The sequence below is a fragment of the Bacteroidia bacterium genome (assembly GCA_016218155.1).
Taxonomy (GTDB): Bacteria; Bacteroidota; Bacteroidia; order Bacteroidales; family GWA2-32-17; genus GWA2-32-17.
Genome location: JACREQ010000105.1, coordinates 46,101 through 69,999, shown reverse-complemented (window position 1 = coordinate 69,999; position 23,899 = coordinate 46,101). Strand labels below are relative to the sequence as shown.

22 protein-coding genes are annotated in these 23,899 nt (G+C 32.4%); 20 read left to right on the top strand and 2 right to left on the bottom strand.

Annotation, left to right across the window (positions count from 1 at the left end):
* The first annotated feature begins 14 nt into the window (after positions 1–14).
* From map to HY951_16630, 20 genes are all read left to right on the top strand, one after another.
* Entirely contained in the window at positions 15–782 is a 768-nt protein-coding gene (map, locus tag HY951_16725) for a type I methionyl aminopeptidase (protein ID MBI5541706.1), read from the top strand.
* 17 nt (positions 783–799) lie between these two features.
* Entirely contained in the window at positions 800–1,018 is a 219-nt protein-coding gene (gene infA, locus HY951_16720; GenBank protein MBI5541705.1) for a translation initiation factor IF-1, read from the top strand.
* 17 nt (positions 1,019–1,035) lie between these two features.
* On the top strand, positions 1,036–1,152 hold the full coding sequence (rpmJ, locus tag HY951_16715) for a 50S ribosomal protein L36 (protein ID MBI5541704.1): 117 nt from the start codon (positions 1,036–1,038) through the stop codon (positions 1,150–1,152).
* 41 nt (positions 1,153–1,193) lie between these two features.
* The gene (gene rpsM / locus HY951_16710) at positions 1,194–1,571 is read left to right on the top strand and encodes a 30S ribosomal protein S13 (protein MBI5541703.1); all 378 of its coding nucleotides are present in this window, start codon (positions 1,194–1,196) and stop codon (positions 1,569–1,571) included.
* A gap of 9 nt (positions 1,572–1,580) precedes the next feature.
* Complete coding sequence (rpsK, locus tag HY951_16705) at positions 1,581–1,973, top strand: 30S ribosomal protein S11 (GenBank protein ID MBI5541702.1); 393 nt, start codon at positions 1,581–1,583, stop codon at positions 1,971–1,973.
* Between the two features lie 27 nt (positions 1,974–2,000).
* Complete coding sequence (gene rpsD, locus HY951_16700; GenBank protein MBI5541701.1) at positions 2,001–2,606, top strand: 30S ribosomal protein S4; 606 nt, start codon at positions 2,001–2,003, stop codon at positions 2,604–2,606.
* Positions 2,607–2,625: 19 nt separating this feature from the next.
* Positions 2,626–3,618, top strand: coding sequence for a DNA-directed RNA polymerase subunit alpha (locus HY951_16695; GenBank protein MBI5541700.1), 993 nt, complete (start codon positions 2,626–2,628; stop codon positions 3,616–3,618).
* 4 nt (positions 3,619–3,622) lie between these two features.
* Entirely contained in the window at positions 3,623–4,153 is a 531-nt protein-coding gene (gene rplQ, locus HY951_16690; GenBank protein ID MBI5541699.1) for a 50S ribosomal protein L17, read from the top strand.
* Positions 4,154–4,336: 183 nt separating this feature from the next.
* Positions 4,337–5,623: a phosphopyruvate hydratase gene (eno, locus tag HY951_16685; GenBank protein MBI5541698.1), complete on the top strand. Its 1,287-nt coding sequence runs from the start codon at positions 4,337–4,339 to the stop codon at positions 5,621–5,623.
* Positions 5,624–5,644: 21 nt separating this feature from the next.
* Entirely contained in the window at positions 5,645–7,501 is a 1,857-nt protein-coding gene (locus HY951_16680) for a menaquinone biosynthesis decarboxylase (protein MBI5541697.1), read from the top strand.
* A 69-nt stretch (positions 7,502–7,570) separates the two neighbouring features.
* Positions 7,571–10,933, top strand: a complete 3,363-nt coding sequence (locus HY951_16675) for a SpoIIE family protein phosphatase (protein MBI5541696.1) — start codon at positions 7,571–7,573, stop codon at positions 10,931–10,933.
* A gap of 10 nt (positions 10,934–10,943) precedes the next feature.
* Positions 10,944–11,624: a hypothetical protein gene (locus HY951_16670; GenBank protein MBI5541695.1), complete on the top strand. Its 681-nt coding sequence runs from the start codon at positions 10,944–10,946 to the stop codon at positions 11,622–11,624.
* Between the two features lie 4 nt (positions 11,625–11,628).
* Positions 11,629–12,480, top strand: coding sequence for a hypothetical protein (locus HY951_16665; protein ID MBI5541694.1), 852 nt, complete (start codon positions 11,629–11,631; stop codon positions 12,478–12,480).
* 12 nt (positions 12,481–12,492) lie between these two features.
* On the top strand, positions 12,493–14,172 hold the full coding sequence (ettA, locus tag HY951_16660) for an energy-dependent translational throttle protein EttA (GenBank protein MBI5541693.1): 1,680 nt from the start codon (positions 12,493–12,495) through the stop codon (positions 14,170–14,172).
* A gap of 11 nt (positions 14,173–14,183) precedes the next feature.
* Positions 14,184–14,744 (top strand): ankyrin repeat domain-containing protein, encoded by a 561-nt coding sequence (locus tag HY951_16655; protein MBI5541692.1) that lies wholly within the window; start codon positions 14,184–14,186, stop codon positions 14,742–14,744.
* A 2-nt stretch (positions 14,745–14,746) separates the two neighbouring features.
* Entirely contained in the window at positions 14,747–16,126 is a 1,380-nt protein-coding gene (locus tag HY951_16650) for a histidine--tRNA ligase (GenBank protein MBI5541691.1), read from the top strand.
* A 1-nt stretch (position 16,127) separates the two neighbouring features.
* Positions 16,128–17,126, top strand: coding sequence for a thioredoxin family protein (locus HY951_16645; protein ID MBI5541690.1), 999 nt, complete (start codon positions 16,128–16,130; stop codon positions 17,124–17,126).
* Positions 17,127–17,309: 183 nt separating this feature from the next.
* Entirely contained in the window at positions 17,310–18,083 is a 774-nt protein-coding gene (locus HY951_16640; GenBank protein ID MBI5541689.1) for an SDR family NAD(P)-dependent oxidoreductase, read from the top strand.
* 86 nt (positions 18,084–18,169) lie between these two features.
* Positions 18,170–20,155: a DUF362 domain-containing protein gene (locus HY951_16635; protein MBI5541688.1), complete on the top strand. Its 1,986-nt coding sequence runs from the start codon at positions 18,170–18,172 to the stop codon at positions 20,153–20,155.
* Between the two features lie 7 nt (positions 20,156–20,162).
* Positions 20,163–20,681: a hypothetical protein gene (locus HY951_16630; protein ID MBI5541687.1), complete on the top strand. Its 519-nt coding sequence runs from the start codon at positions 20,163–20,165 to the stop codon at positions 20,679–20,681.
* A 72-nt stretch (positions 20,682–20,753) separates the two neighbouring features.
* On the opposite strand, the gene HY951_16625 is transcribed toward HY951_16630, so the two are convergent.
* Together HY951_16625 and HY951_16620 are read right to left on the bottom strand one after the other, a co-directional pair.
* Positions 20,754–22,151: an MFS transporter gene (locus tag HY951_16625; GenBank protein MBI5541686.1), complete on the bottom strand. Its 1,398-nt coding sequence runs from the start codon at positions 22,149–22,151 to the stop codon at positions 20,754–20,756.
* 271 nt (positions 22,152–22,422) lie between these two features.
* Entirely contained in the window at positions 22,423–23,880 is a 1,458-nt protein-coding gene (locus tag HY951_16620) for an aminoacyl-histidine dipeptidase (protein MBI5541685.1), read from the bottom strand.
* Positions 23,881–23,899: the final 19 nt, after the last annotated feature.

Sequence of the window (23,899 nt, the reverse complement as noted above, 5' to 3'; positions counted from 1 at the left end):
AAAAACGTTCTTTGATGGTCTTTTATAAAACTGATGAAGAGATTGAGCTTATTAAGCTAAGTTGTCAGCTGCTTTCAAAAACTCTTGGATACATTAAACCTTTTATTGTACCAGGAACAAAAACGATAGCAATTGATAAAAAAGCTGAAGAGTTTATTCTCGACAATGGAGCAAAACCTTCTTTTAAAGGTTACAGAGGTTTTCCATATACACTTTGCATATCGGTAAACGATCAGATTGTACACGGATTTCCTTCTGAATACGAAATTAAAGATGGGGATATTGTTTCTGTTGATTGTGGTGTTTATATGAATGGTTTTCATGGCGATTCTGCTTATACATTTGAAGCAGGTGAAGTGAGTTCCGAAAATAAAGCACTACTTAAAGTTACAAAGGAATCTCTTTATAAAGGGATTGCAATGGCTTCAGAAGGAAACAGAATAGGCGACATTAGTAATGCTATACAGACTCATGCCGAAAATCATGGTTACTCTTTAGTTAGAGAATTAATCGGACATGGAATAGGAAAGCAACTTCATGAAGAACCAGAAGTTCCGAATTTCGGAAAAAAAGGCAGAGGCATGATGATTCGTCAGGGATTAGTTATTGCAATTGAACCTATGGTAAACATGGGAAAAAAAGAAATCAAGCAATGGCGAGATGGTTGGACAATCTCTACAAGAGACGGAAAACCTTCAGCACACTTTGAACATACTATTGCAGTAGTTAATGGAAAGGCCGAAATATTAACCACTTTCGATTATATCGAAGGTAAAAAGTAAAAAAATAAAATAAATATATGGCTAAACAGCCCTCTATTGAGCAAGATGGTACTATTATAGAAGCTTTGTCAAATGCAATGTTTCGCGTTCAGTTGCAAAACGGACATATTATTACCGCTCATATTTCAGGAAAAATGAGAATGCACTACATTAAAATTCTTCCTGGAGATAAAGTTAGAGTAGAAATGTCGCCATATGATTTATCAAAAGGTAGAATAAGTTTCCGTTATAAATAATTGAAATACTGAGTAAAATGAAAGTTCGTACATCCATTAAAAAGCGCAGCCCGGAATGTAAAATTGTCCGGAGAAAAGGTCGCCTTTATGTTATTAACAAAAAAAATCCTAAATTCAAACAACGTCAAGGATAATTACTTAACTTTGTAACCTTTTAAAAAATTAAAAAAACAATATGGCACGTATCGCAGGAGTAGATATACCTGACAAGAAAAGAGGCGAAATTTCATTAACATATATTTATGGAATTGGCCGTAGTACAGCTCATAAGATTTTAACAAAAGCGGGCATTGATTGCAATCTTCATGTTGAAAAATGGAATGATGATCAGGTTTCTAAAATCAGAAGTATAATTTCTGAAAATTTGAAAATTGAAGGTGAACTTCGTTCTGAAACTCAGTTAAACATAAAGAGACTTATGGATATCGGTTGTTACAGAGGTATTCGCCATAGAGGTGGTTTACCTGTTAGAGGACAACGTACCCGTACAAACGCCAGAACTCGTCGCGGAAAGAAAAAGACAGTTGCAAATAAGAAGAAAGCCACTAAATAATAAATAATTATGGCAAAAAAGACAACAAAAGTTGCACGTAAAAGAAACGTTAAAATAGAGGCAGTTGGACAAGCTCATGTTCATTCCTCATTTAACAATATTATTATTACAATGACTAATGGTGAAGGTCAGGTAATTTCTTGGTCATCTGCTGGAAGAAAAGGATTCAGAGGATCAAAAAAGAATACTCCTTATGCCGCACAAGTTGCAGCTGCAGATTGTGCACAAACAGCATTCGACCTTGGACTAAGAAAAGTAAAAGCTTATGTTAAAGGACCCGGAGCAGGTCGTGAATCAGCAATTCGCGCGGTAGCATCAGTTGGAATTGAAGTAACAGAAATTATTGATGTTACTCCTTTACCACATAACGGTTGCAGACCACCAAAAAGAAGAAGAGTATAATTTTTGAAAATAATAAATTAAGTATAAATGGCAAGATACACAGGACCAAAGACCCGTATTGCAAGAAAATTTGGTGAACCTATTTACGGACCAGATAAAGTTTTTGAAAGAAAAAGCTATTTACCTGGAATGCATGGTCTAAACAGACGTCGTAAAACTTCTGAGTATGGTACTCAGTTAAAAGAAAAACAAAAAGCGAAATATACTTATGGAGTTCTTGAAAGACAATTTCGTAAATATTTTGAACACGCTCAAAGGAAAAAAGGTATTACTGGTGAAATTCTTATTCAATTATTAGAATCAAGACTTGACAATGTAGTATTCAGATTAGGTATTGCTCCTACACGCGATGCTGCAAGACAACTTGTTTCTCACAGACATATAACTGTGAACAATAAAATTGCAAGTATTCCTTCATTTCAGGTAAATCCTGGAGATGTTGTTTCAGTAAGAGAAAAATCAAAAAACCTTGAAGTTATTTCTAATTCACTTTCAAACGGTAGAGGAAAAAGATATCCTTGGTTAGAATGGGAACAGGAATCTTTAACAGGAAAATTTGTTACAATTCCAGAGCGTTCTGATATTCCAGAAAATATCAAAGAACAACTTATAGTAGAATTATATTCTAAATAAAAACAGCAAGAAACAATATATGGCAATTTTAGCTTTTCAAAAACCCGATAAGGTTGTAATGCTCGAGTCAACCGACACGCACGGAAAATTTGAATTCCGTCCGTTGGAACCCGGGTATGGATTAACCGTAGGAAATGCTCTCCGAAGGGTTCTTCTTTCCTCTCTCGAAGGTTTTGCTATTAATAGTATCAAAATTGAAGGAGTTGAGCATGAATTTTCAGCAATAAAAGGTGTTGTTGAAGATGTTACTGAAATTGTTCTAAATCTGAAACAGGTTCGTTTTAAAAGACAACTTGACGAGGTTGAAAATGAGACAGTATCAATTTCTATAACCGGACAAGATTCATTTAAAGCAGGAGATATCAGTAAATTTCTTACCGGCTTTAAAGTATTAAATCCAGACCTCGAAATATGCCACATGGAGCACAATGTAAAACTTCATATGGTTTTAAATATTAATAAAGGTAGAGGATATGTACCAGCTGAAGAAAATAAAACCGGCGAATTTGAAATCGGTGTTATTCCAGTAAGTTCAATATATACTCCAATTAAAAATGTGAAATTTGCAATTGAGAATATTCGTGTTGAACAAAAAACTGACTTCGAAAAACTAATTCTCGAAATCGTTACAGATGGTTCAATTGCACCAACCGATGCATTAAAAGAAGCAGCTAAAATTCTTATTTATCATTTCATGTTATTCTCTGATGAAAAAATTACTATCGATTCAGAAGAAAAACAAGAAAATGAAGAATTTGATGAAGAGATACTTCATATGCGTCAACTTCTTAAAAATAAGCTTATAGACCTCGATTTATCAGTTCGCGCTCTAAATTGCTTAAAAGCTGCTGATGTTGAAACACTTTCAGACTTAGTAGTTTTCAATCGTAGCGATTTACTCAAATTCCGTAATTTTGGTAAGAAATCTCTAACCGAGTTAGACGAACTTCTTAACAATATGAATTTGAGCTTTGGTATGGATATTTCAAAATACAAATTAGATAAGGAATAGTACAATGAGACACGGAAAGAAATTTAATCACCTTAGCAGAACGAGCTCTCATCGTAAAGCGTTATTTGCTAATATGGCAAGTTCGCTTATTATGCACAAAGGTATTGTTACTACAGTAGCAAAAGCAAAAGCTTTAAAAGTTTTTATTGAACCTTTAATCAGTCGTTCAAAAGAAGATTCAACCCACAATCGTCGTGTTGTTTTTAGTTATATTAGTGATAAAAGTGCAGTTTCTGAACTTTTCCGCGATGTAGCTGTTAAAGTTGCGCAAAGACCAGGTGGTTATACAAGAATTCTGAGAATTGCAAATCGTAAAGGTGATAATGCTGAATTATGCAGATTAGAATTAGTGGATTATAACGAAAATATGTTATCTGCTAAAACCGAATCTAAACAAAAAGCAAAAACTACTCGTCGTGGTGCTGCTAAGAAAAAAGTTGAAGGTGAAGTTGCTGCAAAAGCTCCAAAAGCAAAAGCTCCAAAAGCAAAATCAGAACCAAAAGCTGAAGATAAATCAGCAGATGCTGCTGAATAAACTAAACCAAATATTTTTAAGAAAAGGGACAAAGCATAGCATTGTCCCTTTTTTATTTTGTTTAAAATTGTAGAAAAGTGTTTGTTTAAAATTTCATTATTTTGACATCGATTTACAATCTTATTTTTAGTGTAATTCGTGTCTTATTTTTTAAAGATTTTTTACCTTTATAAAAAAAAGATTATGGGTTATATTTCAAGAATTTTTGCACGACAAATACTCGATTCAAGAGGCAATCCAACTGTAGAGGTTGATTTAATAACAGACAGAGGAATAATAGGTAGAGCAAGTGTGCCATCAGGCGCATCGACTGGAAAATATGAAGCAAAAGAACTTCGCGATAATGATAAAGGAAGATATCTTGGAAGAGGAGTCTCTAAAGCAGTGTATAATGTTAATAAAGTACTGAATGATGAACTTAAAGGTATTTTTATTACAGATCAGGTAAGTATTGATCAGGCGATGATAGCCATTGACGGAACTGAAAATAAATCAACAATTGGTGCAAATGCCATACTTGCAGTTTCAATTGCTGCAGCAAAAGCAGCTGCACAAACCACCGGACAATCACTTTACAGATATCTTGGAGGTGTAAATGCAACTACATTACCTGTTCCAATGATGAATATTTTAAATGGAGGTGCACATTCTGATAATAATATAGATATTCAGGAATACATGATAATGCCAACTAATGCAGATAGCTTTAGCGATGCACTTAGAATGGGAACTGAAGTTTTTCATCATCTTAAAAATATTTTAAAAGAAAAAGGACTTTCAACTAATGTTGGAGATGAAGGTGGATTTGCACCTAATTTAAAATCCAATGAAGAAGCAATAGAATATATTATTAAAGCAATTGAAAAAGCAGGGTATAAAGCAGGTAAAGATATTTTTATTGCAATTGATGCTGCTGCAAGTGAGTTATATAATTCAAAAGAAAAAGTTTATTCATTGTCAAAAGGGAAACAAAAACTGACTTCTGCTGAAATGATAAACTATTGGATAAAGTGGGTTAAAAAATATCCTATAGTATCAATTGAAGATGGACTTGATCAGGATGATTGGGCAGGTTGGATTGAACTAAATAAGAAAATGGGGGATAGTGTTCAGTTGGTAGGTGACGACTTATTTGTAACCAATACTTCTAGATTAGCAAAGGGAATAATGGAAGGTGCAGCAAATAGTATTTTAATAAAGTTAAATCAGATAGGAACATTAACAGAAACAATAAATACTGTTCAACTGGCTACTAAATGGGGTTTTACTTCCATTATCAGTCACAGATCTGGTGAAACAGAAGATACAACAATAGCTGAACTTGCTGTTGCATTAAATACAGGACTAATCAAAACAGGTTCTTTGTGCCGTTCTGAACGAATTGCAAAATATAATCAGCTTTTAAGAATTGAAGAAGCGCTTGGTAGTTCTGCCCGTTATACAGGAAGAGAGTTTAAGTATCTTCGTTAAAATTATATTTCAGAAAAAAGCATGGCTTATAATGGTTTAAATGAATTTATTTTGGCTCTTGAGTCAAAAAATCAACTTGTTCGGATTAAAGAATTTGTAAATCCCGAGCTTGAAGTAGCTGAAATTACTGATAGAATATCTAAAAGTAAAATACAAAATAAGGCTCTGCTTTTTGAAAATAATGGGACAAATTTCCCACTTCTTATTAATGCATATGGAAGTGAGGAGAGGGTTTGTATGGCATTAAATACCGATAAGTTTTTATCAATAGAAAATGAAATAAATGCTATAATTGATAATTTGTTATTGCCTGCAAATAGCTTTAAAGCCAAACTTAAAACTTTAGGATTATTAAAAAGAGTTTCTTCATATTTTCCTAAAAAATCTAAAAGAAAAGCTCCTTGTCAGGAAGTTGTTTATGCAAATCCTGACTTATCTATTTTGCCAATATTAAAATGCTGGCCTTTTGATGGTGGAAAATTTATTACTTTACCTGTTGTTAATACAAAAGATCCTATAACAGGTATAAGAAATGCAGGTATGTACAGAATGCAGGTGTTTGGAACAAAGGAAACTGGTATGCACTGGCATCTACACAAAACAGGTGCAAGACATTTTGCAGAATATTTAAAGCAGAAAAAGAAAATTCCAATAGCTGTAATTTTAGGTGGGGATCCTGTTTATGCATATTGTGCATCAGCTCCATTGCCTGATGGTATTGACGAATACATGCTTGCAGGATTTTTAAGAAAAAAATCGGTGCAGCTTGTTAAATGTTTAACTCAGGATATTGAAGTTCCTTCAGATGCAGATATTGTTATTGAAGGTTATGTTGATCCGATGGAATCACTTGTAAACGAAGGTCCTTTTGGTGATCATACAGGTTTTTATTCGTTACCTGATAACTACCCGAAATTTCATGTTACCTGTATAACAAGCCGAAAAAATGCAGTTTATCCTGCAACAATTGTTGGTGTTCCACCACAAGAAGATTATTGGTTAATTAAAGCATCCGAACGTGTTTTTTTACCATTAATGCAAAAGGCAGGTTTGCCTGAAGTTATTGATATGAGCATGCCCGATTACGGTGTAGCTCATAATTTGGTTATTGTTCAAATAAAAAATGAATATAGAGGACAGGCTCAAAAAGTAGCACATTCGCTTTGGGGAATGGGACAAATGATGCTAAACAAAGTTTTAATTATTACTGATAAAAGTCCTAAGAACGAAGATGATATTTATAAGTCAATTCTAGAAAATGCAGATTTTGTAAAAAACATGTTTTTCTCTTCAGGACCAATGGATGCACTTGAACATGCAGGAAATCAGTTTGCATTTGGTGGAAAATTGGCAATAGATAATACTTATTCAAATTACGAATTAATTGAAGGATGGAACCAGGATCAACAAAAGATTATAATAAATTTTTGTAATGAAAAAAGGGAAATTATTAATGTAAATTCATTTTTGTTGAAATACCGAATATTATTGGTTCAGATTGAAAATTCTGAAGTTTTTAATTCAGAATTGTTTTTAAAGGAAATTATTGAAAATAATATTTCTCCAACAAGTTTAATAATTTGTGATAAAGGATTACCAGATACTAAAGAACTTATTTTGTGGCATTGTCTTGCTAACATTGACCCAACCAGAGATATTAAAATAAAACAATTTGATTTAAAACCTATCGTTATTATCGATTGTACTTCAAAACCACATATTAAAAGTCCGTGGCCAAATCCGGTTTATTCTGACAAGGAAACAATTTCTGTTGTTGATTCCAAATGGATAAAATATGGTTTTTCTGAGTTTGAGAAATCGCCATCACAAATAATTCATAATCTGATTACAAACGAAGGTTTTGAAAAGAAATCATGATTTAATTTAAAATAGTTTGTAATATTTTAAATTTCTGTATGCTTAATTATAAAGAAATATTAATTTAGCATGAGAACTATTTTAATGAAATCAAAGAAATTTATACATATTGTTGCGGGGTTGTTGTTGGTTTTAATCAGCGGTTTAAGTAATGCTCAAGTATCCGAAGCCTTTTTCGAACATTTTACTGTTGATGAGGGTTTATCGCAAAGTTCGGTTAATTGCATAGTTCAGGGTAAGGTTGGATTTTTATGGCTTGGAACACAAGATGGGCTAAATAAATACGACGGATATAAATTTAAACATTATCAACATAGTCCGCTTGATACTAATTCTATCTCAAGTAACTGGATCTATGCAATTGATGATGATACTTCCGGAATTATTTGGATAGGAACTCAATATGGATTAAATAAATTATATCAGAGATCGGATAAAATAGTAAGATATATTCATAACCCAAAGAAACCTTCATCAATTAGCGAAAATGAAGTGTTTGGTGTTTTGGTTGATAGATTTGGTACGGTTTGGGCTAAAACAGAAAAGGCTTTAAATAAGCTAGATACAGCTACCGGAAAATTTACAAGATTTGAACATGAAATTGATTATTTCGGTTCAAATAAGAGCGACAAAGGGTTCCCGTTACTTGAGGATGAAGAGGGTATTTGGGTAGGCTCAGCAACAGGACTACATTTTTTTAATAGGAAACTTGAACAGTTTAAATCTTATACACATAATCCCGGAGATGTAAATTCTATCAGTGATAATTTTATTACAGGATTAGTATTTGATGGTGATAAAACATTATGGGTTGCTACCCGTTATGGAATAAATAAGTTTAATAAGAAAACTAAAAAATTCGAACACTTTTTTCATGACTTTACTGAAGAGAAAGGTCTTTCTGCCAATCAAATAAATTCTATTTGTTACGGGCACGATGGTTACATCTGGGTTGCTACTTATGGTGGTGGATTAAATAAATTAAATCCGAAAACGGGTGATGTACAGGTGTTTCAAAATCAACCAAATAATAAATTTAGTATAAGCTCACAATATTTAAATTTTGTTTTAGAAGATAAATCATATAATTTATGGATTGGAACTGACGATCAGGGGTTGGATAAATATGATCTTAAACCAAAAAAGTTTCTTTTATACCGTGATTCTAAAGGGAGTAATTCACTAAAACTTTCAGAGAATATTATTGCATCAATTTATGAAGCAGATAATGGCGATTTATGGGTTGGAACATGGGATTATGGTCTAGATATAGTAAACAGAAAAACGGGGGTAGTAAAAAATTATTCAACAAACTCACCTCCGGGTGAAAGAATTATTGGTGATAACGTTCACGTTATTATGCCTGATAGTAAAGGATTAATCTGGCTGGGAACAAAAAAAGGTATAAGCATTTACGATAAAAAAACAAAGAAATTTACTGATTTAAATAAATATTATAAGTTTAAAAATTTTCCAAATCTTGATGGATCAAGAATTTACTCTATTCTTGAGGATTATAAGGGAAATGTTTGGGTAGGAACCACTAATGGTTTAAATAGATTTAATATTTCTGACTTAACAGTTAACACTTATTGGAGTACCTATGCCGACACATTAAGTTTATTTGATAACCAGATTATTTATATTATGGGAGATAGGGATGGATATATCTGGATAGGTACAAAAGCAGGATTAAACAGATTTGATTATAAAACAAATAAGTTTTTTAGAATTGGCTCTGTAAAAGATGGTCGTACTTATGCAGGTAAAAACAAGTATTACCAGATAAGTAACTCTTATATTGAAGAAATACTTGAGGATTCTATTGATGGCTCTATCTGGATTGGTACTGCAAGTGGTCTAAATCGATATGATAAAAGAAATGCAACATTTCAGTATTTTACCGATAAAGATGGTTTGCCAAACGAAACCATATACGAACTTGAGCAAGATAAAAATGGAAATATCTGGATGAGTACAAATCATGGTATTGCAATGCTCGATCGCAAAACTTTTAAAATTCGTTCGTACGATAGGGCTGATGGATTGCAGGGTTTGGAGTTTAATAACGGAGCTTCTTTTATTTCAAAAAGTGGAGAAATATTTTTTGGGGGAACTAATGGCTTTAATAGTTTTAACCCTTCAGAAATGAATGATAACCCTTTTATACCAACTGTTGTTTTTACTACTTTCGAAAAAATTTCAAACGGAAATAAAATAATATTAAACATTGAGAAAGTACGTGAGTTAGAATTGGCTTATACTGATCATTCGCTTACATTTAACTTTGCAGCTTTAGAATTCACAAAGTCCCCAAAGAACAGTTATATGTATATGATGGAAGGGCTTAATAATTCATGGATTCAAATTGGTAATAGAAACTTTCAGGATTTTGGAACATTGGCACCAGGAGAATATGTTCTTAGAGTAAAAGGTAGCAATAATGACTTGGTTTGGAACGATAAAGAAATATCAATAAGGATTATTGTTAATCCCCCTATTTTTAAATCTATATATGCTTATATAACCTATATTTTATTAATATTTACAGCAATATATTTATATGTCAGAAGCAGAACCAAGAAGCTTCAGAAAGCTAATGATGCACTTAGGATAAAGCAATTAGCAGCATTGGAAATTGCAAAACAAAGAGAAGAACTGGCCGTTAAAAATAAGAGTATTACCGATAGTATTAACTATGCTAAACGTATTCAGGAAGCTATGTTGCCATCTGAATATTTATTCAGAAAATTATTGCCGGATTCATTCATATTTTATAACCCTAAGGATATTGTTAGCGGTGACTTTTACTGGGTTACCGAGAAGGAAAGTAAGATTTTTATTGCAGCTGTTGATTGTACCGGACATGGTGTGCCTGGGGCTTTTATGAGTATTATTGGATTTGATTTATTAAGAAATATTACAAAAGAACAAGGGGTAGAAAATCCTGCACAAATTCTTAATTTATTAAATCTTGGAATTAGTGAAACTTTTAGTAAGCATGCAAATGAGAGTGCTATAAAGGATGGTATGGATGTTTCGCTTCTTGTTATCGATCGTAATAACAAAGTGCTAGAATATGCCGGAGCTTTTAATCCACTTTACATTGCACGTGAAAATAAAATTATAGAAGTTAAAGGAAATCGTTTTGCAGTGGGTAAAATGGAAGGAAATGAAGATCTTAAATTTGATAACCACATTGTGTCTTACCGCGAAAATGATATGCTTTATATATTCTCTGATGGTTATGCCGATCAGTTTGGTGGTCCACTTGGTAAGAAATTCAAATTCCGTCGTTTCCGTCACCTTTTATTAACTATAAATGGACTTCCATTGCTAAAACAAAAAGCATTTCTTGAGGAGAATTTTGAAAGTTGGAAAGGTCAGCTCGAACAAGTTGATGATATTCTTGTAATCGGAATAAAATTATAGGTTATTTGTTATGAAAATTAATTTTCCGATAATAATATTTCTTATCGTTTTTAAAGTTATTCTATTGTTTAATGTTTTTGCTGTGTCTGCTCAAACAGATACAACCGGAAAAGAACGATATACTTTATCGTATAAAATTAAAGAAGGGATTTTTATCTCCTTTGATCAGTTACTTTTAAATAAGCCACTTTCTTTTGAAAGAGTTATTTCAGGTGATAAAAATGATGATAACTGGTATAGCAATATATTTAAAAACCAGAAAATAGTTTTTCTTGACGATTACGGAGTTCAGCAAACTGTTGAAACCAAACAATTATGGGGATATTGTAGAAATGGTGCTATTTATGTATATTATAATAACGATTTTTACAGAGTGCCGTATATTGGTAAAATCTCACATTATGTAGCAACACAAACCATAAGAGTAGATAATGGTTTCGATCCATATTATAATTATTCTAATACATATATGCCTTCATATGAAACAAGCCATTTAGTTCAAAATTTGATTGATTTCGAAAATGGCAAATCATTTCCCTTTACTCTCGAGACTGTTCAGGCATTTATTTCAAAAGATCCTGAACTTTTTAATGAATTTAACTTATTAAAGAAAAATAAAAAAAAGCAAATGATGTTTTTATACATACGTCGTTATAATGAACGAAATCCATTATATTTACCAATGCAATAACGTTATGAAATATATAAGCATATTAGCAATTTTTGTCTTTTTTTATTCTTACTCAGAAGCACAAAATACTGTTGGAACACCTGAACAGTTAAAGCAGTTTTTTAAAACAAAAACAATGGTTGTTCTGGATGAAGACCCATTTAACGAATCAAATATTCAACTTAAGGCAGCTGTGCAAAAGAACTGGAAACTAACAGAATTCGAATTTATTAATGTTGATGATTATGAAAAGAAAATTAAAGATCCGTCTTTTTCATTTATAACAATAGATAAAGTTTTTTATGAAGGTGATAAATCAGCGTCAAAATATAATTTTTTATGTATTGCATTAGGTGGAAACTATAAAAATGAAAGCGAAATGCCTCAGTTGTGCACTGTTCCACTTTCCTACGCTGATGCCGAACAGGAAACATATAGCTATAAAATTGCTACAATGTTAAACTTTATGCAAAATCATTTGATTCTGACATCGAAAAATCAGGAATTAAAAAGTTCAAATATTATAGATTACTACGAGAAAAATTTAGCAGAATTAAAAAATAAAACTTTTTATGTTGCAAAAGATGAGTTAGAAAATCTAATAAATACTGAGGAAAAGTTTAAAAAGCAATACCCATTTAAATTTAAAATAGTTACTCGCGACGAAATTGAGGAAGCTATTGACAATAATAACCCGGATGTTGTATTTTTACATAAAGTTGGACCCGAAAAAAATAATCTAAAAGCCAGATGCTGGATTATTTTAATTGGAGCTGCTGATGCTAAATTGTATTTCTTTGGTTATCATAAGATAGATGAAAATCATCCGGATGCACTTTTAGAATCTGAACTTAAAAAAATATCAAATATTAAATAATCAAATTAAGGTATGGCTGACGATAAAAAAATAATTTTCTCGATGGTTGGAGTTAATAAGATTTATCCTCCACAAAAACAGGTCTTAAAAAATATTTATCTTTCATTTTATTATGGTGCAAAAATCGGAATTATTGGATTAAACGGTTCTGGTAAATCATCATTGATGAAGATTATTGCCGGATTAGAAAAATCATTTCAGGGTGAAGTAGTTTTTTCTCCAGGTTATACAGTTGGTTATTTAGAACAGGATCCACAATTGGATAAAACCAAAACTGTTAGGCAAATTGTTGAGGAAGGAGTTCAGGAAGTTGTTGATTTACTTAAAGAATATGAAGAGGTAAATAATAAGTTTGCCGAACCAATGAGCGATGACGAAATGAATAAACTTATTTTACGTCAGGGTGAACTTACAGAGTTGATAGAACACCATAATGGTTGGGAGTTGGATAGTACATTGGAACGCGCAATGGATGCTCTTCGTTGTCCTGAAGGAAGTACACCAATATTAAACCTTTCAGGTGGAGAAGCTCGTCGCGTAGCATTATGCAGACTATTGTTAAAACAACCTGATGTGTTATTACTTGATGAGCCGACTAACCACCTTGATGCTGAATCGGTGCAATGGTTGGAAATACACTTGCAACAATATAAGGGTACTGTTATTGCTGTAACTCATGATAGATATTTTCTTGATAATGTTGCAGGCTGGATACTTGAATTAGATCGTGGAGAGGGAATTCCCTGGAAAGGAAATTACTCTTCATGGTTAGATCAAAAAACTAAACGTCTTGCGCAGGAAGAAAAAACTGCTTCTAAACGCATGAAAACCCTTGAGCGCGAATTAGAATGGGTTAGAATGTCGCAAAAAGCACGTCAGGCGAGACCCAAAGCCCGTCTTGCTGCGTATGAGAAAATGATGAACGAAGATGTAAAACAAAAAGAAGAACGTTTGGAAATTTATATACCAAACGGACCGCGTCTTGGTTCAAATGTTATTGAGTTTAATGAAGTAACAAAAGCTTTTGGGGATAAACTTCTTTTTGAAAAACTTAGCTTTAATCTTCCACCAGCTGGAATAGTTGGTATTATTGGTCCAAATGGTGCAGGTAAAACAACACTTTTCCGTATGATAATGGGCAAAGAAACTGCCGATTCCGGAACAATAAACATTGGTGATACTGTAAGAACCGGTTATGTTGATCAGGCTCATGAAGCAATAGATCCTGAGAAAACAGTTTATCAGGTAATCTCCGGCGATAGTGAACTTATTAGCCTTGGCGGAAAACAAATGAATGCTCGTGCGTATGTTGCTCGTTTTAATTTTGGTGGTGCCGATCAGGAAAAGAAATGTGGAATACTTTCGGGTGGTGAACGTAACAGACTGCACTTATCTTTAACTTTAAAGTCTGAGGCTAATGTTCTTTTACTCGATGAGCCAACCAATGATATTGATGTTAATACCTTGCGTGCACTTGAAGAAGGTCTTGAAAGTTTTGCAGGATGTGCAGTTGTTATCTCTCATGATCGCTGGTTTTTGGATAGAGTAGCAACTCATATACTTGCTTTTGAGGGTGATTCGCAAGTGATTTTCTTCGAAGGCTCATATTCTGATTATATGGAAAACAGAAAGAAACGCTTGGGCGACGTTGGTCCACAGCGTATAAAATACAGAAAATTAATTGCAAATTAAAGAATAATGTTATGATAAAAAGAAGCTTATTTCTCACAATAATACTTACCGCATTTGCAATCTGCACATTTGCCGACGAACTAGTTGATAAGTACGTTACAGCTGCAGCAAAAGGGGAGTACTCGAAAGTTGTGTCATTTGTTAAGAAAGGTGTTGCAATTGATGGTAAAAATCAGGCTCGCTGGACTGCCTTGGCATATGCTTGTAAATATAATCATGAAGATATTGCAAAATATCTTGTTGAGAATGGAGCAAATGTTAATGAAACAGTTAATACTGGCTCTACACCTCTTGCTGTGGCTTTGCTTGCAGGTAATTTTGGTATTGCCGATTATTTAATTCAGCATAAAGCAGATATTAATAAACCTGATATGATGGGAATGTCGCCATTAATGTGGGCTGTTAAAGATGGAAATTTAAAAATTGTGACATATCTTGTTGAGCATGGTGCTAAAGTAAATGCAGTAAACTCTAACGGGCGTTCTGTTATTGAAATGGCAATGGTTGCTGACGTAAAGGATTATTTAAAATCAAAAGGGGGAAAAACAAGCGCAGAGCTGATGAAAGAATAATTATGGCAGTAAATATTTCAATTCCTAAAGGAACCCGCGATTTCTTGCCCGTTGTTATGCAAAGGCGGAATTATATTTTCTCAACATTACGCGAAGTGTTTTGTTTGCATGGATATCAGCCTATAGAGACTCCTGCAATGGAAGAATTATCTACATTGTTAGGGAAATATGGTGAAGAGGGCGATAAGCTTTTATTCAGAATTTTAAATTCAGGTGATTTCCTTGGAAAAGTTTCTGAGGAAGAATTTAAATTAAAAAACTTAAATAAATTAGCTTCTTTAATTTGTGAGAAAGGGTTACGTTATGATTTAACAGTTCCTTTTGCGCGATTTGTTGTGATGCATCGTAATGAATTAACTTTTCCATTTAAGAGATATCAGATACAGCCTGTTTGGCGTGCCGATCGTCCGCAGAAAGGTCGTTATCGTGAGTTTTATCAATGCGATGTTGATGTGATTGGCAGCGATTCATTGCTTAATGAATTAGAACTTTTACAGATTATTGAAGCTGTTTTTATACGATTAAATCTTGATGTAACAATTATTCTTAACAATAGAAAAATACTACACGGAATTGCTACATATTTGGATTGTGCAGATAAACTTACAGATATAACAGTTGCTATTGATAAACTAGATAAGATAGGACAGGATGGAGTTCTGAAAGAATTAAACGAAAAAGGTTTTTCTGCTGAAACAATAAATAAACTTGTCCCGATTTTAGAGTTTTCTTCTAAACTGAACTCGAATGAGGCAGTCCTTGATTTCACCAGGACAATACTGACCGATGAAATAGGAAAAAAGGGAATAGAGGAAATGGATTTTGTTTTAAATTATGCAAAAGAAGCTGGAGTCTCATCAAAAATAAAATTTGATTTATCTTTAGCCCGTGGTTTAAGCTATTATACCGGAACTATACTCGAAGTTAAAGCAAATAATGTTGAAATGGGAAGCATTTGCGGTGGTGGTAGATATGATAATTTAACTGGAATTTTTGGAATGCCCGGGGTTTCAGGTGTTGGAATGTCATTTGGTGCCGATCGTATTTATGATGTATTGGAAAGTCTAGGAAAATTCCCAGCAGGGGTAAGTTCTTCTACCAAAGTGTTATTTGTTAATTTTGGACTAAATGAAGAGAAGTATTGCTTGCAGATTCTTCGAAAGCTTCATGCAAAAGGAATTTCATCTGAAATATTTCCTGATACAGGGGCTAAAATGAAAAAACAAATGGGATATGCTGATGCAAAGAAAATTCCGTACGTTGTTATTATTGGCGAAAATGAAATGAAATCGGGGAAGCTTAGCCTCAAAAATATGAATACGGGCGAACAATGTGAATTAACTGTAGAAGAACTTTTAACTTACGATTTTCAACTTAAATAAAATGAGAACAATTATACTGACATTAGTAATAACCTTATTTTCTTTATCAATATTTGCTCAGCAAACAGAATTAAAATGGTATTCTTTAAAAGAAGCCATGGAGTTAACAAAAAAGAATCCTAAGAAATTATTTATCGATATGTACACCGATTGGTGTGGTTGGTGTAAAAAAATGGACGCCGAAACATTCAATAATCCTGCAATTGCCAAGTACCTCACCGAAAATTTTTATCTTGTAAAATTTGATGCCGAAACTCGCGATACTATTGTTTTTAAAGAAAAACAATATGTAAATAAAAGTACCGGAAACAGACCCCCGCACGAGCTTGCTATTGAGCTTTTAGGTGGTAAAATGTCGTATCCAACTGTTGTTTATTTAGACGAAAACCTGAATCCTCTAAGTGCTGTTCCCGGGTATATGACACCAACTGATATTGAACCGGTGCTTATTTTTTTCTCGCGCGATATTTATAAGGTATCTCCTTTTAATGAATTTAAAGATAATTTTAACAAAACATTTAAAGATACTGTTCCATTTGTTGAGAAAGTAAAATGGGTATCACTTGAAAAAGCAGAAAAATTAAATCTGAAAAATCCAAAGAAAATTTTGGTGTTTCTTTATCATGAGTGGTGCATCGACTGTAAAATGATGATTAGCACAACATTTAACCAGGATGTTATTGCAAAATATTTAAATGAAAATTATTATCCGGTAAAGTTTGATATTACAACAAAAGATACTGTGAATTTTAATTCGGCTGTATTCGTTAACGAACAAAAAGAACATCCCTATCACCAGTTTGCAGTTTCGCTTTTAGGGGGAAAAATGAATGTACCACAAATGGTTTTTATTAACGGACAAAACCAGCTTATAACATTAGTGCCTGGATATTTTCTTGCTAAAAATATAGAACCTGTTATGCACTTTTTTAAAGAAGATGCATTTCTTACAAAAAAGTGGGAAGAGTATGTTAAAGGTTTTGTTGGAGATATTAAGTAATATAAGATTTTTCAGGTTTTTTATTACTATAATTGATGTTTTGATATTGCTTTAAGGTTTTTCTCCTTATTTTTGGTAGGTATTTCCCATCACTCTGTCGGATTTGCAATCCAACAGTAAATAAACTATGGATTTTTATTCCATATCTAAAATATTATCTTTGGGATTAATAAAAATTAAATTTTGAAAAACTCAATCAGCATATTAGGATGTGGCTGGCTTGGAGAGCCATTAGCTGTTCATCTAATTGGTAAAGGATGTTCTGTAAAAGGTTCAACAACATCTGAAAACAAATTGCAGAAATTATATGAACTAAATATAGAACCATACTTATTAAAACTTAATTCAATATCATCTGGTATTTCAGAATTCTTAAGCTCAGAAATTTTAATAATTGCTATTCCATCAAAAGATATAGAAGGTTTTAAAGTATTAAGAAATTATATTGAAAAATCAACGATTAAATATGTGTTATTTGTTAGTTCAACCTCTGTTTATGCAAATTCAAATGAATTAATTACCGAAGAAAATCCTGTTTTAAGTTCTGCCTTAGCTGAAATTGAAAATGTTTTCATCACAAATACAAGTTTTAAAACTACAATTATAAGATTTGGGGGACTATTAGGATATAATCGAAAACCTGGTTTGTTTTACCCGAAAGGAAGAGTTATAGAAAATCCCGACTCGGCAGTAAATATGATACATCGCGTTGATTGCATTGGAATAATAAATGCAATTATTGAAAAAGAAATATGGAACGAAATATTTAATGGTTGTGCAGACAGCCATCCAACCAAAAGAGAGTTTTACACAAAAGCTGCCTTAGATATTGGTTTGCAAATACCATTGTTTGATGAAAGCAAATCAGGTGAAAATAAAATCATTTCAAGCCAAAAGTTAAAAGTGGAGTTAAACTATAAGTTTAAATATCCCGATTTATTAAATATTGCTGAATAATAGTTTGTTTTTAAAATTGTTAATGTTTAATTTTGATTAGCCTTATTCATAGGATTTGAATTGTTTATTATAAATCTTAAAACAACATGTATAATCCTCTACCATATTTACCAAATAGATTTCAAAAATTGATTTCTTTTTTAAAAGAGAAAAAAACAAATTCTAAGCTTGTTTTTCTGGTGCTGGGATTATTAGCAACCATATGGTTTTTAATTAGGGTTATTCCAAAACCAAGCAGGGCAAATTATCCTTGTATGCAAGCTACTGCACCATTTATGTCAGGTTTTATAGTTTATTTATTAAGCTTAGGAGGAGCAGTTATTGCATTAAAAAGGTTTAGAGAGTATTTTTATAAATCAAAATTTGCCTTTTCTTTTCTTTTCTTAATTTTTGCAACATTTCTTTTACTTTCTTCAAATTTGTTTTTGCAAACAAACATATTTGCAAATAAAGATTATAAAAATATTAATTCTTTTACTCCCAATACACCTATTGGCGTAGCGCAAGGGATATTTCCGGGTAGGGTAACATGGATGTGGGATCCGGATGCTACGAATGAAAATTGTACCAATACATCAAATAATAATGGTGTTATAGATGCCGGTGATAATGGATGGTATATGAATTCTAACAATAACGAGCTGGTTATTGATAGTATGGTAATTAAATCAATAAAAGCAATTGCTGGTGATACTTCTAATGTTCAGGCATGGAATAAAATTTTTAATTACTTTAATGTTAAAAACGGACACGGAAATATTGGTTATACTTCTGGGCAAAAAATTTTATTGAAAATTAATTGTACTTCTGCATATGGTGGACTGGCAGATTTAAGGTTTTATTCAGATTTAAGTCGTAATGATAATCTTAGCATTAATCCGTTTGCAGCTGAAACAAATCCCTACATTGTACTTTCAATGTTACGACAATTAGTAAATGTTGCGCAGGTTCCTCAGAATATGATATACATAGGTGATCCTGCACGTAATATTTATAAAGAATTATATGATTTATGGCATAGCGAATTTCCAAATGTAAATTATTTAGGTAATAATTTAATTCATTCAGAAATTGATATTGCAGGAAATGGAAGAACTCCTGTAGTTGTTACAACAAATGACAAAGTGTTTTTCTCCGATCACGGTTCGGTAATGACACAAGCTGTAACAGATAAATTATTTACAATTTATGAAGACATAGATTACCTTATAAATATTCCAACAATGAAAGCGCATTCATCTGGAGGGATTACTTTAGCCGCTAAAAATCACTTTGGTTCGTTTACAAGGCAATGGGCATTACATCTTCATGATGGTCTTATGGGTGGTTACGATGGTCCAACAAGATTAGGTTATGGCTTATATAGGGTACAGACTGATATAATGATGCATAATCTTTTAAGTGGAAAAAATTTGTTAATTGTTATTGATGCTTTATATCCAAGTAATGATGCTCAGGGAGTACCATCAAAATGGTTTTCACTGCCTTTTCAAAATGATTGGTGTTCGTCTATATTTATGTCTTTAGATCCTGTTGCAATTGAGTCGGTTTGTCACGATTTTTTAAGAACTGAATATAATGGACCCACTATAGCTGAAAGTAGGCCCAACTGGTTTGGAGTTGATGATTATTTACATCAGGCATCGGATTCTTCTTTGTGGCCTGATAATATAACATATGACCCAGATAATGATGGTGTTTTAATTCCTTCTTTGGGAGTTCATGAGCATTGGAATGATTCATTGTTAAAACAATATACACGAAATCTTGGAACAGGTATTGGTATTGAGTTGTATAAAGTGCATGAAGGTGGTTTAGAAATAGTTGAAATTAATCAGGTAAATGTAAGTGTATTTCCTAATCCAACTAATGATTTCATAACGATTTCAAATTCTGAGAATAAAAAAATAACGTTTTCATTTTTAACTCTTACAGGTAAAGTATTATTTACTGGTACAATTAATAAGGAAACTGATAAACAATTTGATTTAACAAATTTTGAAAATGGAATTTATTTACTGACTGTTAATGAGTCAAATAAAAAATTGAGATTAAAAATTATTAAAAAATAAAATATTTATGAAAGCATTCTCAGCCACCTTATTTCAAAGAATTTCATATACTGCTGTTTTAATTGATATTAGTGCACTAGCATTTATTTATTTGGTTCCAACAATATCACATTTAATTAGTCTGCCGGTATATTTAATAGAACCTATGCGCTTAATGTTAATAATTGCCCTTGTTCATACTACAAAAAGAAATGCATATATACTTGCCGTAACATTACCTTTATTTTCATTTCTAATTTCAAGTCATCCCGAGTTACCAAAGATGATGCTAATTGCATTTGAATTATCTTTAAATGTTTTTTTATTTTTTTTACTTGCTAATAAATTAAAATATTACTTTCCTGCTATTCTTATAAGTATAATACTAAGTAAGGTAATTTATTACATTATTAAATTTGGTCTAATAAAATTAACATTTCTAAATACAGAATTAATTTCTACGCCAATTTCTATTCAACTTATTACAACTGTTATTTATAGTATATATCTGTATGTTTTTTTAAGAAAGGAAATTAATTTAAAATAATCTTAATTTCCGATTTAAATAAATAAAAAAGGTGTCCATTTAAGACACCTTTAAAAAATATTCTAAATTTTGTTATTTCTTGATGTTTGGTAGTTGAAGACCATATCCTTTTTTCTTGTCTTCGGCTTTTAGTAACAAAGAAACTAATAAAGCAAGTACACTTAAGGTAGTAAAAATCATCATTGGGATTGTATAGTTAAACTGAGTAGCAGTTAGTACAACTCCATCTACAGTTTCGCCAACACGATGAGTTACACAATAATTTTCTAACACCCATCCAATTAAATAAGGTACACCCATTAATCCCCAGTTTTGTACCCAGAAGATTAAAGAGTATGCTGTTCCCAATTGGTTTTCAGGTATAATTTTAGGTACTGAAGGCCACATTGCAGAAGGTACTAAAGAGAACCCTATTCCTAGAATAATTGTTAATATTATTGCAACTAACCAATGACTTAAAAATGGAATGGAGAACATTGTATGAACAAATATTAATAAAAGGGAACCAATAATCATGATTGTTGCTCCTTTACCTTTACGGTCATATAAGTTTCCAAAGAATGGAGTTAAGACAATTGTTCCAAATGGGAGTAAGGCTGGAATAAGTCCTGCCCAATCTTCTGGAACATGAAATTTTTGAATCATTAAATCAGTGGCATATTTAAGGAATGGGAATACTGCAGAGTAAAACAAAACACAAAGTAATGCAATATACCACCAGCCTTTATTTGTAACTATTTTTAATATGTCTTTAACACTAAATGCTTCTTCTGTATTTTCAACAGCATTTTGTTTGTCAAAAGCTGCTTGAGAAATATCAAGTTTTCTGTCTTGGAATGTATATAAAATAAAAGCGATTAATCCAATACAAGCCATTACTAATCCAAAAAGCAGAGGCATTGAAACTGTACCAAAGTATTTTGCTATAGGAAGTGATGTACCAATTGCCAGACCAGTACCGATTCTTGCAGTTGCCATTTCCAGACCCATTGCAAGAGCCATTTCTTTTCCTTTAAACCATTTTACTATAATTTTAGATACTGTAATTCCGGCAACCTCAATACCAACACCAAAAATTGCAAAACCAAGTGCGGCAAGCATTACCTGACCTTTCCATCCAAAAATAACAACTCCGTCAAGTGATGTTGTTGATACAGCCCAATATTTTAATCCAATTCCGACAACCATTATTATGGTGGCCATTAAACCTGTAAAACGAACCCCCATTTTATCGAGTATAATACCTCCGATAATTAAGAAAAATAAAAATACATTAAACCAACCATATGCACTTGTGAAAAAACCATATTCTTCACTATTCCAATGTAATTGTTGCTCTAAAAGTCCACTTAAGGGAGCCATAACATCTGCTAAGTAATAACCGCAAAGCATTGTAAATGCTACAACTGCTAAAGCTGTCCAACGAGCAGCTTTACTGTCTCTTAAGGTCTTTTGAATTTTTTCAACCATGATATTATTAATGTTGAGATTTTAAATTAAACCTAATTTCTTTATGATGATATGAACGTTTTTTTTAACAGGGCAAAGCTATAAAAAATATCGTCTACTAAACATTTAGAGGATTATTTTTAGTCCACAAAAATCATAATTGTATCAAAAAATGAAAGGAATAAAAAGTCGTGTTTTATTCGACTTTTTTAACATTCAATAATACAGTAAAATAAAAAAGCCGTATTTCATTACTTAAATGAGATACGGCTTAAATTATTTTTTGAAAAAATTATTTCAATGGTGCATTTTTAAGAACTTCAACTAAGAAATCCCAGAATTTTTGTACAGAAGGAATGTTTGCTTTTTCATCTGGAGAATGTGGGTATCGAATAGTTGGTCCGAAAGAAATCATATCCCAGTTAGGATAAACTCCACCAAGTAAACCGCATTCTAGTCCTGCATGAATTGCTTTAATATCTGGTACTTTGCCAAATTTTTTCTGATAAACTTCACCAGCAGTTTTTAAGATTGCTGAATTCATATTTGGTTTCCATCCAGGGTAACCGCCTTCAAATTCTATTTTTGCACTTGTCATTGCAAAAGTACTGTGAATAGCCTCTACCAAATCTTCTTTAGCAGAATCAACTGAACTGCGAAGTAAACATGCAATAGAAATTACACCATTTGCAGATTTTACTATTGCTAAATTTGTTGAAGTTTCAACTAGTCCTGGCATTGAATCACTCATACGAATAACTCCATTTGGACAAGCATAAACAGCATTAATTAATTCTGTTTGTGTTTTCAAATCAATTATGTTTGCAGGCATTGCTGTTTTCTCAGCGGCAAATTTAAAATCAGGATCTGCATCTGAAAATTCTTTCTTAACAATTGATTCAAAAGAAGAAATACCTTTTGCAAATGCTGCTTCTTTTTCAACAGGTATAACAACTGTTGCAAATGATTCGCGAGGAATAGCATTTCTTAAACTTCCGCCATCAATTGTAGCAATTCTTAAGCTAAATTCTTTCTGAGCATATTTAAAGAATCTGTTCATTAACTTGTTTGAGTTTCCTCTGTAAAGAATAATTTCCAAACCAGAGTGACCACCTTTTAAACCAGTTATAGAAAGTTTATAAGCTACATGATTTGAAGGAACTGCTTCTTCTGTATAATGAAATTTGATACTGGCATCAATACCGCCTGCACAACCAACATATAGTTCACCTTCATCTTCAGAGTCAAGATTTAAAAGAATATCGCCATCAAGCAGACCTGGTTTTAATTCAAAGGCACCTGTCATTCCGGTTTCTTCATCAACAGTAAATAAACATTCAACAGGACCATGAGCAAAATCTTTTGCCTGCATTACTGCCATTGCTGCTGCAACACCTAATCCATTATCTGCACCCAAAGTAGTGCCTGTAGCTTTTACCCATTCACCATCAATCCAAGGTACAATAGGATCTTTTTCGAAATCGTGAACTTTATCGCTGTTTTTTTGTGGAACCATATCAAGGTGTCCCTGCATAATAATTCCTCTTCTGTTTTCCATACCAGGAGTTGCAGGTTTTTTAATTATTACGTTTCCAACTTCATCAACAATAGTTTTTAAACCGAGTTTTTCGCCAAACTCTTTCATGTACTGAATTATCTTTTCTTCTTTTTTTGAAGGATGAGGAATATTACACAACGCTTCAAAATTTTCCCATACTTGCGTAGGATTCAAATGATTTAACTTGCCCATGTTATTTGTATTTTAGTTT

What these genes read in the sequence shown, in the direction of transcription:
- map (MBI5541706.1), top strand. Translation starts at nt 15, where the DNA reads ATGGTCTTTTATAAAACTGATGAAGAGATTGAGCTTATTAAGCTAAGT.
- infA (MBI5541705.1), top strand. Translation starts at nt 800, where the DNA reads ATGGCTAAACAGCCCTCTATTGAGCAAGATGGTACTATTATAGAAGCT.
- rpmJ (MBI5541704.1), top strand. Translation starts at nt 1,036, where the DNA reads ATGAAAGTTCGTACATCCATTAAAAAGCGCAGCCCGGAATGTAAAATT.
- rpsM (MBI5541703.1), top strand. Translation starts at nt 1,194, where the DNA reads ATGGCACGTATCGCAGGAGTAGATATACCTGACAAGAAAAGAGGCGAA.
- rpsK (MBI5541702.1), top strand. Translation starts at nt 1,581, where the DNA reads ATGGCAAAAAAGACAACAAAAGTTGCACGTAAAAGAAACGTTAAAATA.
- rpsD (MBI5541701.1), top strand. Translation starts at nt 2,001, where the DNA reads ATGGCAAGATACACAGGACCAAAGACCCGTATTGCAAGAAAATTTGGT.
- HY951_16695 (MBI5541700.1), top strand. Translation starts at nt 2,626, where the DNA reads ATGGCAATTTTAGCTTTTCAAAAACCCGATAAGGTTGTAATGCTCGAG.
- rplQ (MBI5541699.1), top strand. Translation starts at nt 3,623, where the DNA reads ATGAGACACGGAAAGAAATTTAATCACCTTAGCAGAACGAGCTCTCAT.
- eno (MBI5541698.1), top strand. Translation starts at nt 4,337, where the DNA reads ATGGGTTATATTTCAAGAATTTTTGCACGACAAATACTCGATTCAAGA.
- HY951_16680 (MBI5541697.1), top strand. Translation starts at nt 5,645, where the DNA reads ATGGCTTATAATGGTTTAAATGAATTTATTTTGGCTCTTGAGTCAAAA.
- HY951_16675 (MBI5541696.1), top strand. Translation starts at nt 7,571, where the DNA reads ATGAGAACTATTTTAATGAAATCAAAGAAATTTATACATATTGTTGCG.
- HY951_16670 (MBI5541695.1), top strand. Translation starts at nt 10,944, where the DNA reads ATGAAAATTAATTTTCCGATAATAATATTTCTTATCGTTTTTAAAGTT.
- HY951_16665 (MBI5541694.1), top strand. Translation starts at nt 11,629, where the DNA reads ATGAAATATATAAGCATATTAGCAATTTTTGTCTTTTTTTATTCTTAC.
- ettA (MBI5541693.1), top strand. Translation starts at nt 12,493, where the DNA reads ATGGCTGACGATAAAAAAATAATTTTCTCGATGGTTGGAGTTAATAAG.
- HY951_16655 (MBI5541692.1), top strand. Translation starts at nt 14,184, where the DNA reads ATGATAAAAAGAAGCTTATTTCTCACAATAATACTTACCGCATTTGCA.
- HY951_16650 (MBI5541691.1), top strand. Translation starts at nt 14,747, where the DNA reads ATGGCAGTAAATATTTCAATTCCTAAAGGAACCCGCGATTTCTTGCCC.
- HY951_16645 (MBI5541690.1), top strand. Translation starts at nt 16,128, where the DNA reads ATGAGAACAATTATACTGACATTAGTAATAACCTTATTTTCTTTATCA.
- HY951_16635 (MBI5541688.1), top strand. Translation starts at nt 18,170, where the DNA reads ATGTATAATCCTCTACCATATTTACCAAATAGATTTCAAAAATTGATT.
- HY951_16630 (MBI5541687.1), top strand. Translation starts at nt 20,163, where the DNA reads ATGAAAGCATTCTCAGCCACCTTATTTCAAAGAATTTCATATACTGCT.
- HY951_16625 (MBI5541686.1), bottom strand. Translation starts at nt 22,151, where the DNA reads ATGGTTGAAAAAATTCAAAAGACCTTAAGAGACAGTAAAGCTGCTCGT.
- HY951_16620 (MBI5541685.1), bottom strand. Translation starts at nt 23,880, where the DNA reads ATGGGCAAGTTAAATCATTTGAATCCTACGCAAGTATGGGAAAATTTT.